The organism is Streptomyces sp. NH27, assembly GCF_056859195.1.
In genome coordinates, this window is the sequence record NZ_JACEGK010000170.1 from 1 (window position 1) to 13,942 (window position 13,942).

At 72.6% G+C, this 13,942-nt stretch carries 12 protein-coding genes; 9 read left to right on the forward strand and 3 right to left on the reverse strand.

Going from position 1 to position 13,942, the window contains the following annotated elements:
- Positions 1–503: lytic transglycosylase domain-containing protein (locus AC13HU_RS16085; protein WP_483042554.1), on the reverse strand; the 503-nt coding region annotated here is incomplete at its 3' end.
- Positions 504–764: 261 nt separating this feature from the next.
- On the opposite strand from AC13HU_RS16085, the gene AC13HU_RS16090 reads away from it, so the two are divergent.
- The 6 genes from AC13HU_RS16090 (at position 765) to AC13HU_RS16115 (ending at position 8,288) form a co-directional block, all read left to right on the forward strand.
- Positions 765–1,073 (forward strand): hypothetical protein, encoded by a 309-nt coding sequence (locus AC13HU_RS16090; RefSeq protein ID WP_328467452.1) that lies wholly within the window; start codon positions 765–767, stop codon positions 1,071–1,073.
- A gap of 209 nt (positions 1,074–1,282) precedes the next feature.
- Positions 1,283–2,137: a hypothetical protein gene (locus AC13HU_RS16095; protein WP_483042555.1), complete on the forward strand. Its 855-nt coding sequence runs from the start codon at positions 1,283–1,285 to the stop codon at positions 2,135–2,137.
- A complete protein-coding gene (locus AC13HU_RS16100; RefSeq protein ID WP_483042556.1) occupies positions 2,127–3,491 on the forward strand; it encodes a hypothetical protein in 1,365 nt (454 codons plus the stop codon). Before AC13HU_RS16095 ends, AC13HU_RS16100 begins: the two co-directional genes overlap by 11 nt.
- Positions 3,488–5,032 (forward strand): SCO6880 family protein, encoded by a 1,545-nt coding sequence (locus tag AC13HU_RS16105; RefSeq protein ID WP_483042557.1) that lies wholly within the window; start codon positions 3,488–3,490, stop codon positions 5,030–5,032. Before AC13HU_RS16100 ends, AC13HU_RS16105 begins: the two co-directional genes overlap by 4 nt.
- A 30-nt stretch (positions 5,033–5,062) precedes the next feature.
- Positions 5,063–6,481 (forward strand): ATP-binding protein, encoded by a 1,419-nt coding sequence (locus AC13HU_RS16110; protein WP_483042564.1) that lies wholly within the window; start codon positions 5,063–5,065, stop codon positions 6,479–6,481.
- Between the two features lie 4 nt (positions 6,482–6,485).
- Positions 6,486–8,288 carry a type IV secretory system conjugative DNA transfer family protein gene (locus AC13HU_RS16115; RefSeq protein WP_483042558.1) on the forward strand — a complete coding sequence of 601 codons (1,803 nt, stop codon included), beginning with the start codon at positions 6,486–6,488 and terminating at the stop codon, positions 8,286–8,288.
- Positions 8,289–8,388: 100 nt separating this feature from the next.
- On the opposite strand, the gene AC13HU_RS16120 is transcribed toward AC13HU_RS16115, so the two are convergent.
- Both AC13HU_RS16120 and AC13HU_RS16125 read right to left on the reverse strand, forming a co-directional pair.
- Positions 8,389–9,621, reverse strand: coding sequence for a LacI family DNA-binding transcriptional regulator (locus tag AC13HU_RS16120; protein WP_483042559.1), 1,233 nt, complete (start codon positions 9,619–9,621; stop codon positions 8,389–8,391).
- Entirely contained in the window at positions 9,618–10,001 is a 384-nt protein-coding gene (locus AC13HU_RS16125) for a hypothetical protein (protein WP_483042560.1), read from the reverse strand. The genes AC13HU_RS16120 and AC13HU_RS16125 overlap by 4 nt, the downstream gene beginning before the upstream one ends.
- Positions 10,002–10,655: 654 nt before the next feature.
- On the opposite strand from AC13HU_RS16125, the gene AC13HU_RS16130 reads away from it, so the two are divergent.
- The 3 genes from AC13HU_RS16130 to AC13HU_RS16140 form a co-directional block, all read left to right on the forward strand.
- A complete protein-coding gene (locus tag AC13HU_RS16130; RefSeq protein WP_483042561.1) occupies positions 10,656–11,657 on the forward strand; it encodes a hydroxyacid dehydrogenase in 1,002 nt (333 codons plus the stop codon).
- Between the two features lie 243 nt (positions 11,658–11,900).
- Positions 11,901–12,563: a TetR/AcrR family transcriptional regulator gene (locus AC13HU_RS16135; protein WP_483042562.1), complete on the forward strand. Its 663-nt coding sequence runs from the start codon at positions 11,901–11,903 to the stop codon at positions 12,561–12,563.
- Positions 12,564–12,627: 64 nt separating this feature from the next.
- The coding region (locus AC13HU_RS16140; protein WP_483042563.1) for an FAD-dependent monooxygenase at positions 12,628–13,942 on the forward strand (1,315 nt) is incomplete at its 3' end.

The following is a 13,942-nucleotide window of genomic DNA, read 5'->3' on the forward strand; positions in this document are numbered from 1 at the left end:
GGGATGCCGCCGGCCTTGATCACCGCGTACGAGCCGGCGTTGTAGGAGGCGAGCATGTTGTCGGTGTTGTCACCCGGCACGTTCTTCACGTAGCCGGCGAGCTGGCAGTCGTAGGTGGCGGCCGAGGGGATCGCGTCCTGCGGGTCCCACACGTCGGCCTTGCCGTCGCCGTTGCCGTCGATGCCGTGGGTGGCCCAGGTGCCCGGGATGAACTGCGCGATGCCCTGCGCGTCGGCCCCGCTCTGCGCGTGCGCGTTCCACCCGCTCTCCTGGTAGAGCTGCGCGGCCAGCAGCGCCGGGTTGAGCGCCTGGCACAGGTTGCCCCACTTCGCCACGATCGGCTGGTACTCGGCCGGCACCGAACCCTTGGCCAAAGTCACCGCCTGCCCGTTCTCGTCGTCCGTCAGCCCCGCGGCGGCCGAGAAGGTGCCCACCACGAGCAGCGCGAGGAACGAAAAGCACAGGCCCAGAGCGATGATGACGATGAGCCAGATCCGGCGCACGAGGTCCCCACCCTTCCGATCCTTCTACGATCCCACCCTCTTCGTTGCCCTACGGTGATGCTCGTGATACACACAGTAGTCATCTGTGTCCCTCGAACACCGGTCCGTCACCAGTCTGGCGCCTGCGGGCCGGATCACACGGACAATCCGCCGAGAAAGTCGCCCAGTCGACATCCAACAGCGGATTCCTCCGTCAAGATAGATGATGGCCCCTTGCGCCCCGGCGAGGGAGTCAACTGATCGAGCGGGGTGGTGAGTTACATGTTTCTGGCAGCGGCGAAGGGCGACATCAACACCATCATCGGTGGCATCGCCCCGGACTGGGGACCCTTCGGTTCCCTCGGCAACGAAGCGCGTGTGATGGTCGAGGTGGTCATGGCCGTGGCGATCCTGCTGTGCCTGGCCCTGGCCATCTGGGGCGCGGCCAAGCAGCGGATCGGCGCGACCGCGCTGCGCGACACCTTCAGCGCGGAGCAGGGCAAGGGACTGATCATCGCCGGCCTGACCGGCGTGTTCATCATCGGTTCCCTCGGCACGCTGTTCACCATCGTCTACGGGATGGCGATCTAGCCGGCCCGACCGGAACCGCCGGACCGTCCTCCCGGCACCTCCGGGTGCCACTGTTCCCCTCCCGGAGCCCGTCCCAGGCTCCACCGTCCCGACCGAGGCTGCGTGCTGATGCCCACTCAACCAAGCAGCGCTGTCGTCCTGCGCGACACGCTCCGCCGTGACACGCGCCGCCGCGCCGTGCCCGCGGCACCCCGGGGGGCGACCGCACCATGAGCCTCGGCCAGGACGGCCCCCCGACCCGGACCCGGATGCCCGAGGGCCACGGCAGCCACAGCCAGGCCGGGCGGCGCCCGCAGCCGCGGCGTGCGCTGGTCACGGTGGTCGGCGTCGTCGTCGTGCTCATCGCGGCGCTGGCGTTCGCCACCCGCGGCGGCGGATCCTCGTCCTCCACCGACGACGCCGGGTCCGGCCGGAGCAGCGGCGCGGGCTCCTCCGCGAAGGGCTCCACCTCCGCGACCGCGCCCACCGGCGAACGCCCCGTCACCGGCAAGTCCGGCGGCATCCCGGCCGGGTTCGTCCACACCCAGCAGGGCGCCCAGTCCGCGGCGGCCAACTACGCGGTCGCGCTGGGCGGCGTCGACATGTTCAACACGGCCGCCCGGCACCGGATCGTGGCGGCCGTGTACGCCCCCTCGGCGACCACGACCCTCCAGGGCTCGCTCGACCAGGCGTACTCCACGGGCGCGATAAAGGCCCTCGGCCTCAACCCGGACGGCTCCGCACCGCAGGGCCTGACGCTCGTCTCACGGACGATCCCGGTCGGCACGAAGACCACCACGAGCACCGCTGACACGGCCACGGTCGAGGTCTGGTGCACCGCGCTGGCCGGCCTGGCCGGCAAGGACTCCACCAAGCCGGTCACGGCCTCCTGGTTCACCATCACCGAGCAACTGGCGTGGGACGCCTCGGGCTCGGCGGGCGGCAAGGGCGGCGGGGACTGGAAGATCGCCTCGTCCAGCCAGAAGGACGGGCCCGCGCCGGTCAGCGGGGACCAGCAGATCGCCACGGCGGACCAGATCGCGGGTGCCGTACAGCAGTACGGAGGGTTCACCTATGCGAGGTAGCGGCCGCGCCCGGCTCCTTCCCCTGTCCGCAGTCGTCCTCACCCTGCAGACGGCGCTGTGGACCGTCGCGACGCGCGCGATGGCGGACCCTTCGGCCACGCCGACGCCGACACCATCGGCGTCCGCGTCCGACAACACCTGCAACCTGCTGTCAGGGCCCACGAAGGACTACTGCAACAGCGGCACGACCCCCGTCGCACCGAAGGGCGACGGCGGTACCAGCAGCCTCGACCCCCTCACCTCCCTCGGCAAGGGCTGCGCCGAAGCCGCCTCCTGGACGATCGACAAGCTCTCCACGGCGGTGACGAAGACGACCGAGGTGGACTTCACGAACACCGAGTTCCTGCGGCAGTACGCCGTGGTGTTCGCCGCTTCGACGATCCTGACCCTGATCCTGTGGCTGCTGGCGGTGGCCAAGCGCGCGGTGCGCGGGGCGCCGATGACGGAGGCGCTCACCGAGGCGGTCGGCTTCCTGTGGCTGACGGTGCTGGCCTCCGCCTTCACCCCGCTGGTGCTCTACACCGTGGTCTCGGCGACGGACGCGGTGACGGACGTGATCTCGTCGGGCACGAAGTCGAACACCGACGTGTTCTTCGGCTCGTTCTCGGGCGCCCTGAAGAAGGGCACCGACATCGGCGGCGGCCCGGTCATGCTGATCGTGGTCTCGCTGGTGTCGGTGCTGGCCGCGGGCGTGCTGTGGCTGGAGCTGGTGATCCGCGCGGCGCTGCTGTACGTCGGCGCGCTGCTGGGCACCGCGGTGTACGCGGGCCTGGTGGACAAGAACATGTGGCACCACGTCAGGCGCTGGGCCGGCATCATGATCGCGGTGATCCTGGTGAAGCCGGTGATCGTGATCGTGCTGGGTCTGGCCGGCGCGCTGTCGGGGTCGAAGAACGGCCCCAACTCGTTCTCCGCGGTCGTGTCGGGCCTGGCGATCATCCTGCTGGCGATCTTCGCCAGCGCGATGATCTACCGGTTCGTGCCCGGCTTCGGCGACGACGTGGTGAACCTGCGCAACAACCGCAAGGCGAGCGGCCAGAGTTCCGCGGCCGCGGTGATCTCCTCGCCGGCCGCGCTGGTCCGGCAGGGCATCACCACGCACAGCGCCCGCGGCGGCCCGCAGGAGCAGGCCCAGGGCGGCGGCCAGCCCGCCAACCCGGTGGCCGGCGGCATGGCCGCGCACAGCAGCCGCGGCAGCGGCTCCGGCGGCTCGGGTGGCGGTTCCGGCAGCGGCCCGAGCGGTGGCTCCGGCGGCGGTGGCCCGCTCGGCGGCTCCCCGTACCGGTCCGGCTCCGGCCGCGGACCGGCGTCGGGTTCGAACAACGGCTCTTCCCAAGGAGGTGAGCGCCGGTGACGACCCAGCCGTTCGCCCAGCCGCGCCGCACGTATCTGATCGGAAAGGCGCGGCCGAACGCCATCGTCGGCAAGAACCGGGAGACCGGCGAGATCTCGCTGATCATCGTCGGGGCGGCGCTGGGCATGATGTCCGGGCTGCTGATCCCGGTGCTGCTGCTGCGCATCGTCGGCCTGGTCGGCTGGCCGGTGCTGGCGCTGGCCGCGGTGTACATGCCCTACCGGCGGCGTACGTTCTACCGCTGGTTCGAGATCAACCGGGCCTACCGGCGGATGCTGCGGGTCTCGCCGGCGTACCGGTCCTCGGCGCAGGAGGCGGGCACCCAGATGGACGGGCGGGAGATCGAGATCGGTCCGCCGCCGGGCATCGGGCGGATCACCTGGCTGGCCGCGCCGTTCGGGCCGGACGAGATCGCGGTGCTGCTGCACGTGGACCGGCGTACGGTCACCGCGGCGATCGAGATCGAGGGCCCGGGTGTGGGCCTGCGCGACAGCGAGGACCAAGAAGCCCTGGTGGAACGCTTCGGCACCCTGCTGAAGCATGTGGCCAACGGCGACGGCTTCGTGACGCGGCTCCAGATGCTGGCCCGCACGCTGCCCGCCGACCCGGACGCGCACGCCAAGGACGTGGCGCAGCGCGGCGAGCCGGACGCGCCACGCTGGTTGCAGGACTCCTACGACCAGCTCCAGTCGATGGTGTCGACCTCCTCCGAGCAGCACCGCGCCTACCTGGTGGCGTGCATGCACTTCACCCGTGAACTGGCCGCCGAGGGCAACGCGATGGCCCATGCGACCGTGTCCCGCGGCACCCGGGTGGACAAGGACGCCGGTCTGGCCGCGGTGATGGCCCGCGAGCTCAACGACATCTGTGCCCGCCTCGCCGAGGCCGACATCCGGGTCAGGCAGCCGCTCGGCCAGGCCCGGCTGTCGTCGCTGGTGCACTCGATGTACGACCCGGACCACCCGATCGACCACATCCAGGCGATGACCCGCCGCAACGCGTGGCCGGCCGAACTGGACGCCACCGACCCGACGTTCCTCCAGGCGAAGACCCGGGAGTCGAGCACGCGCGCGCCCTGGCACCACTCGACGGCGTGGGTGAAGGAGTGGCCGATGACGCCGGTGGGCGTCAACTTCCTCGCGCCGCTGCTGGTGCACACCCCGGACGTGATCCGCACCGTCGCGGTCTGCATGGACCTGGAGCCCACCGACGTGGCGATCGAGCGGATGCTGACGGAGAAGACCAACGACGACGCCGAGGCGAGCCGGGCCGCGAAGATGAACCGGGTGGTGGACCCGCGGGACGTGGCCCACCACGGCCGGATCGACCAGCGCGGCGAGGATCTGGCCAGTGGCGCGGCCGGGGTGAACCTGGTCGGCTACATCACGGTGTCCGCGCGCTCCCCGGAAGCGCTGGCGCGCGACAAGCGCACCATCCGCGCTTCCGCCGGTAAGTCGTATTTGAAGCTCGAATGGTGCGATCGTGAGCACCACCGGGCATTCGTGAATACGTTGCCGTTCGCTACCGGCATCCGCCGCTAGCCCGCCCGGAGGAGGAGGCCACCGATGCCCATGCTGGACCCTCTGGCTGCGATCACGGACGCGTTCACCGGTTTCCTGTTCGGCCGGGTGGAAACCACCCGGCTACCCGTCCGCACGTCCACCGGCCAGGCGCAGGCGGTGTATCTGCCGACCGCCGCGCCCGGCCTCGGCGACTCCGGTGTGATCATCGGACGTGAGGTGTACTCCGGGAAGGGGTACATCTACGACCCGTTCCAGCTCTACGGCCAGCAGCTGCCGGCCCCGCACTGGCTGGTGCTCGGCGAGTCCGGCAACGGCAAGTCGGCGCTGGAGAAGACCTATGTGATGCGGCAGTTGCGGTTCAAGGACCGGCAGGTCGTGGTCCTCGACGCGCAGGGCGAGGACGGCGTCGGCGAGTGGAACCTGATCGCCCAGGCGCTGGGCCTGACCCCGATCCGGCTGGACCCGATGGCTGCGCTGGACGGCGGGATCAAACTCAACCCGCTGGACCCGGCGATCACCGTCACCGGGCAACTCGCCCTGCTGCGCACCATCATCGAGGTGGCGCTGGGGCGCGGCCTGGACGAGCGCTCCGGGTTCGCGCTGAAAGTCGCGCACACCTACGTCGCCGAGTCGGTGACGGACCGCCAGCCGATCCTCACCGACATCGTGGAGCGGCTGCGGCACCCGGTGCAGGAGTCCGCCGAGGCGATGAACGTCGACCTGGACGACGTGCGCGCCTGGGGCCTGGACGTGGCGCTGGTGCTGGACCGGCTGGTCGACGGCGACCTGCGCGGGATGTTCGACGGGCCGACGAGCGCGGGCATCGACCTGGACTCGCCGCTGATCGTCTTCGACCTCTCGCACATCGACCGGAACTCGATCGCGATGCCGATCCTGATGGCGATCGTGGGTGTGTGGCTGGAGCACACCTGGATCAGGCCGGACCGGAAGAAACGCATCTTCCTGGTCGAGGAGGCATGGCACATCATCAACTCGCCGTTCGTGGCGCAGCTCTTCCAGCGGCTGCTGAAGTTCGGCCGGCGGCTGGGCCTGTCGTTCGTGGCGGTGGTGCACCACCTGTCCGACGTGGTGGACGGCGCCGCCGCCAAGGAGGCCGCGGCGATCCTCAAGATGGCCTCCACCCGCACCATCTACGCCCAGAAGGCCGACGAGGCGAGAGCCACCGGACGGGTACTGGGCCTGCCACGCTGGGCGGTGGAGATCATCCCGACCCTCACCCCCGGCATCGCGGTGTGGGACGTCAACGGCAACGTACAGGTGGTCAAGCACCTGATCACCGAGGCGGAACGGCCGCTGGTCTTCACCGACCGGGCGATGACGGAGTCCTCGCAGGACCACATGGCCGGGATCGAGGCCGAGGCGGAAGCGGAGGCCGAGGCCCGGGCGGAGGCGCACGCGGCGCAGGTCGCACTCGCCAAGCACCTGGCAGACGACGCGGTGGCGTGAGGTCATGGCAGCGCGCACGAAGGAGAGTTCGGGGGGCCTGCCCGACGGCCTGATCGTCGGGATCATCGGCCTCCTGCTCGGCGTGACCCTGCTGGTGTGGACGGCGACGGGGATCTCCGCGGTGCTCGCGCACGGCGGCTGGCCGCAGGGCGTGCACTTCACCCGCACCCCACGGGCAATGCGGTACCTGGTCACCCAGCCGCATGACATGACGGCCGCGTGGCCGCAGGTGCCGCAGGGGCAGTTGCCGGGGGCGGAGCTGTTCTGGTGGGTGCTCATCGGGCAGATCGTGGTGCTGTTCGCCTTCGTGGTGTGGCTGCTGAACGCGGTGGCGCGGCTGCGCGGCAAGCGCCCGCCGCGCACGCCGCGCACCCGGGCGCCCCGCCGCGCCAGGGCCGCCCGCGGGCCGGAACCCGCCGCGGCCGACGACGAGTTCGGGTACGAGTCGCAGGACGGCGCCGAGGACGAGGCGGCGCTCGCGGCCGGGAAGCAACTCGGCTCGGACGGCACGACCGGCACGACCGGCACCGATCCCGCGGACGTGCCCGAGCCGCGCCACCACGCCGCCCCGCAGCCGTACGCCCGCTCCGGCGGGGAGAGCCTGGACGCCTGGTTCCGTACGGTGCCGCGTGCGGTGCCGCCCGGGGCGCCGGGGGCCGAGGACGAGCCCACCACGCAGTTCCCGCCGGTGCACACCGAGGACCTGGTGCCCGCCGGTGCGTCACCGGCGGCCACTCCCCCACCGCCGGTCCCGGCCGCCGCCCCGCTGGCCGCGCTCGCCGACGGCGAGGTCACCCGGACCTACGCGCTGTTCGCCGCGCCGCGCGGCGACAAGGCCAAGCGGGTCGTGCAGCCGGCCGTACTGGCCGCGGCCGGGCCGGTGGTGGTGACCACCGCGGACCCCGACACCTACCACCAGACGGCCGGGAACCGGGCGAAGCTCGGGCCGGTGCACGTCTTCGACCCGGCGCACCTGGTGGACGTGCCCGGGCGGCTGCGGTGGGCGCCGCACGGCGGATGCGAGCGGCCGGACACCGCCCGGATACGCGCGGCCGCACTGCTCGCACCGCTGCGTACCGCCCGCGCCGACGAGGCGATCGTGCACGACGCGGCGGTGACGCTGCTGCGCTGCTGGCTGCACGCGGCCGCCGTGGACGGGCGGCCGTTCCGGCAGGTGCAGCGGTGGGCGGCCGGCGGGGCGAGCGCCGGGGAGGCGGTGCGGGTGCTGCGCAGCGACCGCGACGCCGCGTACGGCTGGAGCGGCGAGCTGGAGTCGGTGCTGCACGCGCACCCCGAACGCCGCGACGCCGCACAGGCGTTGATCCGGCACACCCTCGAACCGCTCAACTCGGTGCACATCCGCGACGCGTGCACACCCGCCAAGTCCGGTGGCCTCGACCTGGAGTCGTTCACCTCAGAACGGGGAACGCTCTATGTGGTGGGCGAACGGATCGAGGACCCGCGTTCCCATCCGGGTGCGATGCCCCTGCTGACCGCACTCGTCTCCAGCGTGGTCGAGCACGGCCGGCGCATGGCCGCAAGGTCACCCGCCGGTCGGCTCGACCCACCAATGACGTTCGTCCTCGACGACGTCGCCGCGCTCGCCCCGGTCCCCGACCTGCCCGTGCTCCTCGCCGAGGGGCACGCCGCGGGACTGCCGACCCTCGCGGTGCTGCGCTCGCCCGAACAGGGCACCGCCCGCTGGCAGTCACCGCTGTGGCAGCAGGCGGACATGCGGCTGGCGCTCGGCGACGCGACCGCCGACGCGCTCCCGCCGGCCGTGCCGGACGCGGTCCGCATCCGCTGAGCCGGGCGCCGCATTGCCCGGACGGGCGACCAGGTCCCGGGCGCCCGAGTGCCGCGCGCCCACGTCCCGCGACCGCCGGGCCGCTCCCCCGGCGGCCCGCTCAGTCCCGCGATTGGGGCGGGGCCACCGACTCGCGCAGCACCGTGTGCGTGCCGAGCAGATGGCGGCTCTGCGCGAGCGCGCCCGAGCCGCCGCCCTCGCCCCGGACCGCCTTCTCGGCGAGTGCCAGCCGCACCGACTCCCGGCCCAGCTCGTACGCGGGAATGTTGACCGTGGTCAGCGGCGGGTTGAGATCCTGGGCGAGGTCATCGTTGTTGTAGCCGACGACGGAGACGTCCTGCGGGGTGCGCAGGCCGTACTCGCGCATCGCCGCCATCGCGCCCGCCGCGACCTGGTCGTCGCCGGCGAAGACCGCGGTGAACTCCGGGCGGCCACCGCAGTCGGCGAGGATCTGCCGCATCGCCGCGTAGCCGTGCGCGCGGCCCAGGCCAGTCCCTTCGATCCGCTCGGCGGCCGGACCGAGGCCGTGGTCGGCCAGCGCCCTGCGGTACCCGGCGATCCGCGGCTCGACGGTCGAGTGGCCCGGCATCATGCCGAGGTAGAGGATGTCGCGGTGCCCGGCCGACAGCAGGTGGCTGACGACCGCGTACGCGCCGGCCTCGTTGTCGTACTCGACCACCAGCACCGGCGTGTCGGGGCCGGGCGCGGGCCGCCCGCACAGCACCAGCCGGGAGTCGGCGGCGGCCAGGCCGTGCGCGTACTCGGTGAGCCGGGCCCGGTAGCGGTCGTCCTCGACGGCGCCGCCGACCAGCACCACGAACTCGGCGCGCTGTTCGCGCATCATCTGCACCAGCGCCAGCTCGCGCGCCTCGTCCCCGCCGTGGCTGCACACCATGCACAGCCGACCCCGGGCCGCCGCCTCCTGCTCCACGCCCTGCGCGACGCCGGCGTAGAACGCGCTGTCCACCGAGGAGACGATCACCGCGACGGTCCTCGGGCCGGTGCCGGCCAGCGCCCGGGCCCGGCCGTCGATGACGTAGTCGAGGTCCTTCACGGCCCGCAGCACCTTGGTGCGGGCAGCGGCGGACGTCGGGTAGTTGCCGGCCAGCACCCGGGAGACGGTGGCGACGGACACGCCCGCGCGGTCGGCGACATCGCGGATGGTGCGCCTGCCGCTGCCGCGACCCGCCGCGCCATGCCCCGCGCCCGACGCCGCGCCCGGCCCTGGTGAACTCTCCGCCATTCCCGCCATCCGAAGTCCGTCGCAGCCACCGCGCGCCACCGCGCCGCCGCCCAGCGTACTGGTGCCCTGCCGGGCGCCGGGCGCGCTCATCGGTCGGCCGCATCGTCCTTGGCGAACTCCTCCGCCATCCGGTCCAGGCCCTGCGCGCATCTTCCTGACCGCGTCGTCCCGGGCGCGCATCGGCTTGCGCCCGGCCACCACCGGGCGCCGAACGCCATGGTGTGCACGTCGGTCCCGTACAGCAGCGGCATCGACCAGCCGAGGCCGTACTTCCTGCCGTGGGTGGCGGCCGTGGCGACGGGGAAGAAGAAGGCGAGCTGGAGGAGCACTGTCCACAGGGTGTTGACAACCGCGCGCCAGAAGGCCGGGGCGGCCAGGATCGCGTGGAAATCGGCGATCCCCACCCACTCGCCGGCCCGCAGCCCGTCGAAGGGCACGTAGCCCTTGAACACGATGACGTTTCCGGTCATGGCGCCGTACCGGAAGACCAGGAAGTAGACCAGCCCCGGCCCATGAGCAGCAGCAGGACCAGTTCCCGCCGCAACCGTTTACGGCAGGAGCCGCGGGCCGCACGGCCGGCCCCCCTCGTACGCCGCACGCGCCGACCACCCCTGCGCGGCCGGCGGCGTCCCGTTCGGCAGTCGCCATCGCGTCCTCCTCGACGCTTGAGGCAACGCGGAATCTGAACCGGTTACTACGCCAGGCCAAGCCCCCACGCAGCGGCCCCGGATCGGAGCACAACTCCCGGTATTGGCCGAACTTCGCGCACTGTACGGTCGAATCGGGCGGCCTGGCACGCCGGGCGCCGGCGGCGGGCGTTGACGCCGCATGGGCGTCGACCTAGGCTTTGGGCAGTATGAAGTAACCGATTACACGAGCTGTCGGGCGAGCAGGAGTGTCCGCCGGTGGCACGACCGATCCGGTAGGTCCGTCCGGCGCGGCGGGCCCGGCGGGCAGGGCGGATCGGGTGCAGCCGGTAGGTCTGGCGGGCCTGCCGAGTTCGCCTACGCGGCCGGCGCGTTGGACACAGCGGGCGCCACGCGGCTGCGGGCACGACGAGCACGACGGACCCAACAGGCACCACCGGAAACCACGAGCACGACCACCACACGCGAGGAGCAGACATGGCGGAGCGGCCGAAGCTGGTGCTGGCGATGCGACCGGATGTCCTGGACCTGGTCCTGCCCGCCCCGCTGCGCGCCCGGCTCGACTCGCTCGCCGACGTCCACCCCGAGCCGGTCACCGACCCGGCCGACCCCGGTGCGGCCGACGCCCTCGCCAACGCCCGGTTGCTGCTGACCGGTTGGGGCTGCCCGGTGCTCGACGCCACGACGCTCGACCGCACGCCCCTGCTGGCCGCCGCCATCCACGCGGCCGGCAGCGTACGCGGCCATGCCACCCCCGAGGTCTGGGCACGCGGCATCGCCGTCTCCTCGGCGGCCGACGCCAACGCGGCACCGGTCGTCGAATACACCATGGCCACGATCTGGCTCGCGTCGCACCGCGCGCTCGGCACCGCCGCGGAGTACGTCGCCGGACGGCAGCCCGTCTTCCATCTGCGGCAGGGTGCCGACGGTGCGACCATCGGCGTGATCGGCGCCTCCCGCATCGGCCGGGGCGTCATCACCCGCCTGCTCACCGCCGCGGCGGGCTTCCGGGTGCTCCTCGCCGACCCGTACGTCACCGCGGCCGAGGCCGACGCCCTCGGGGTCACCCTCGTCGACCTGGACGACCTCTGCCGGCGCAGCGACATCGTCACCGTGCACGCGCCCGATCTGCCGGAGACCCACCACCTGCTCAACGCCGAGCGACTCGCCCTCCTGCGGGACGGCGCGGCCGTCATCAACAGCGCGCGGGGGCGGCTCGTCGACACGGATGCGCTCACGCGTGAGTGCGGAACCGGGCGGATCGACGCCTACCTCGACGTCACCGAGCCCGAGCCGCTCCCCCACGGCCACCCGCTTCTCCTCATGCGGAACGTCCTCGTCACCCCGCACATCGCCGGGTGCCAGGGCAGCGAGGTCCAACGGCTCGGCGCCTACGCCGTCGACGAGGTCGAGCGCTGGATCAAGGGGGAACGTCTGCTCGGCAGCGTCCATGCCTCCGATCTCGCGCGGATCGCGTAGCGCACCCCCCGGGCGCCCCGTCCCGTCGGCTGAGGGACCACCTCCCGGTGGCGGGCTTGTCGGCGCCGCTCTCCCCCAGAGCCTCGCCCGGGTCGCAACACCCCCGGCGAAGCTCTGGCGCCCAGCGATAGCCGCGCCGTGCCCCGGCATGCGACCCCACTCCGTACCGCGCACCTCCGCCCGGTAAATTATTGCCGCCAAGGCAATCTTGCCGCGGCGGCAAGTTTATCCTAGGCTGCCCGCATGGCACCCGAAGACGAGCCCCGCGCAAGCGGTCAGCCCCGGCCCGAACCCCAACCCGAACCCGAACCCGGCCTCCGCGAACGCAAAAAGCGGGAGACCCGGGTCGCGTTGAGCCAGGCGGCGATCCGCCTGTGCGTCATCCACGGCTGGGCCGACGTGACGGTCGACCAGATCGCCGCGGAGGCGAACGTCTCCGTCCGCACGTTCCGCAACTACTTCGCCGGCAAGGCGGAGGCGATCGCCGCCAGCCACTTGGAACGCATGCACCGGGTCGCCGACGACCTGCTCGCCCGCCCGGCCGGCGAACCCCTGTGGGACGCGCTGTTTCACGCCGTGCTGGGCCAGTTCGTACCGTCGGACGGCTCCGCGCCGCACAACGAGCGGTGGAGCGAGGGGGTACGGCTGATGCTGGCCGAACCCGCACTGGCCGGCGAGATCGTGAAGGCCAACGCGGCGGCCCAGCAGGAGCTGACGGTGGCCGTCGCAAGGCGCACCGGCACGGACGCCGAGCGGGACGTGTACCCGAAGCTGGTCGCGGCCGTGGTCGCGGCCGGCAGCGCGACGGCCGTCGAACACAGCCTGCGCGCAGCCGAACCCGTACGACTCGGCGCGGTCCTGGCCGAGGTCTTCGATCAGCTCGCCGCCGGCCTGCCGGTCCCGTAGCGAGGAGGGGGAGCCACCCCGCTTCCGGCGCCACCCTTGCCCGTTCGCACCAAGGAGACATGACGTGACCGCCGATGTGATCATCGTGGGGGGCGGGCCGAACGGGCTGATGCTCGCCTGCGAACTGGCCCTGGCCGGCATCCGCCCGACCGTACTGGAGCAACTCCCGCAGCCCAGCACCGAACCCAAGGCCAACGGCCTGCTCGGCCAGGTGGTGCGGCTGGCCGACCACCGCGGCCTGCACGAGCCGCTCAGCGGCAGCCCGGAACCCCCGCGGCCGAACTCCGCCTACTTCATGTTCGCCGCGATGGGCCTCGACCTCGGCCGGCTGGACGCCAGTCCGGTCTTCGGCCTGGCCGCCCCGCAGCACCGCATCGTCCAGGTGCTGGAGGAGCGCGCCCGCGAACTCGGCGTCGACCTGCGGCGCGGAGTTCGGGTCGGCGCCGTCGCCCAGGACGACAAGACCGTCACCCTCGACGTCACCGGCCCCGACGGCGACCAGCAGCTCCGCGCCCGGTACGTGGTCGGCGCGGACGGCGCGCACAGCGTGGTCCGCAAGCTGACCGGAATCGGGTTCCCCGGCGTCAGCTACGACCGGCGCACCAACCGCACCGCCCACGCCACCCTCCCGGCCGGCTGGGTCGATCCGGCCAACGGCGCCCTCACCGTTCCCGGCCACCCGCCGGTCCTGCCCTTCCTGCCCCACCGCACCGACCAGGGCGGCTTCTCCTACGCACCGTTCCCCGGGCAGCCGCCGCTGGTCAGCACCACCGAGTGGGACCAGCCCGCGACGGACGAGCCGATGACCCTGGCCGAGATGGAGTCGAGCATCCGGCGGGTCCTCGGCGCGGACCTGCCGCTCGGCCCGCCGGACGGCACGGGCCCGCACGTGCTGCGGCGGCTGAACGGCGGCAACACCCGCGTCGCCGACCGGTTCCGCGACCGCCGGATCTTCCTCGTCGGCGACGCCGCCCACGTCTACACCTCCGGTGGCGGCCCCGGGCTCAACCTCGGCCTCCAGGACGCCGCCAACCTCGGCTGGAAGCTCGCCGCCGCGCTGCACGGCACCGCCCCCACCGGCCTGCTCGACAGCTACGACACCGAGCGCCGCCAAGCCGCCCGCCGCATGGTGCTCAACGCCGAGGCGCAGTCCGCGCTCACCGCACCGGGCAGCAACACCACCGCCCTGCGCGAACTCTTCACCGAGTTGCTCACCCACAAGCAGGTCGTCCAGCACCTCGCCGACCTCACCGCCGGCACCGACGTCCGCTACGACATGGGTCTCAGCGATCCTCACCCCACAGTCGGCCACTTCGCACCGGAGTTGACGCTGATCACGGAGACCGGGAAGGTCCGACTCGCCGAACTCGCCCGTACCG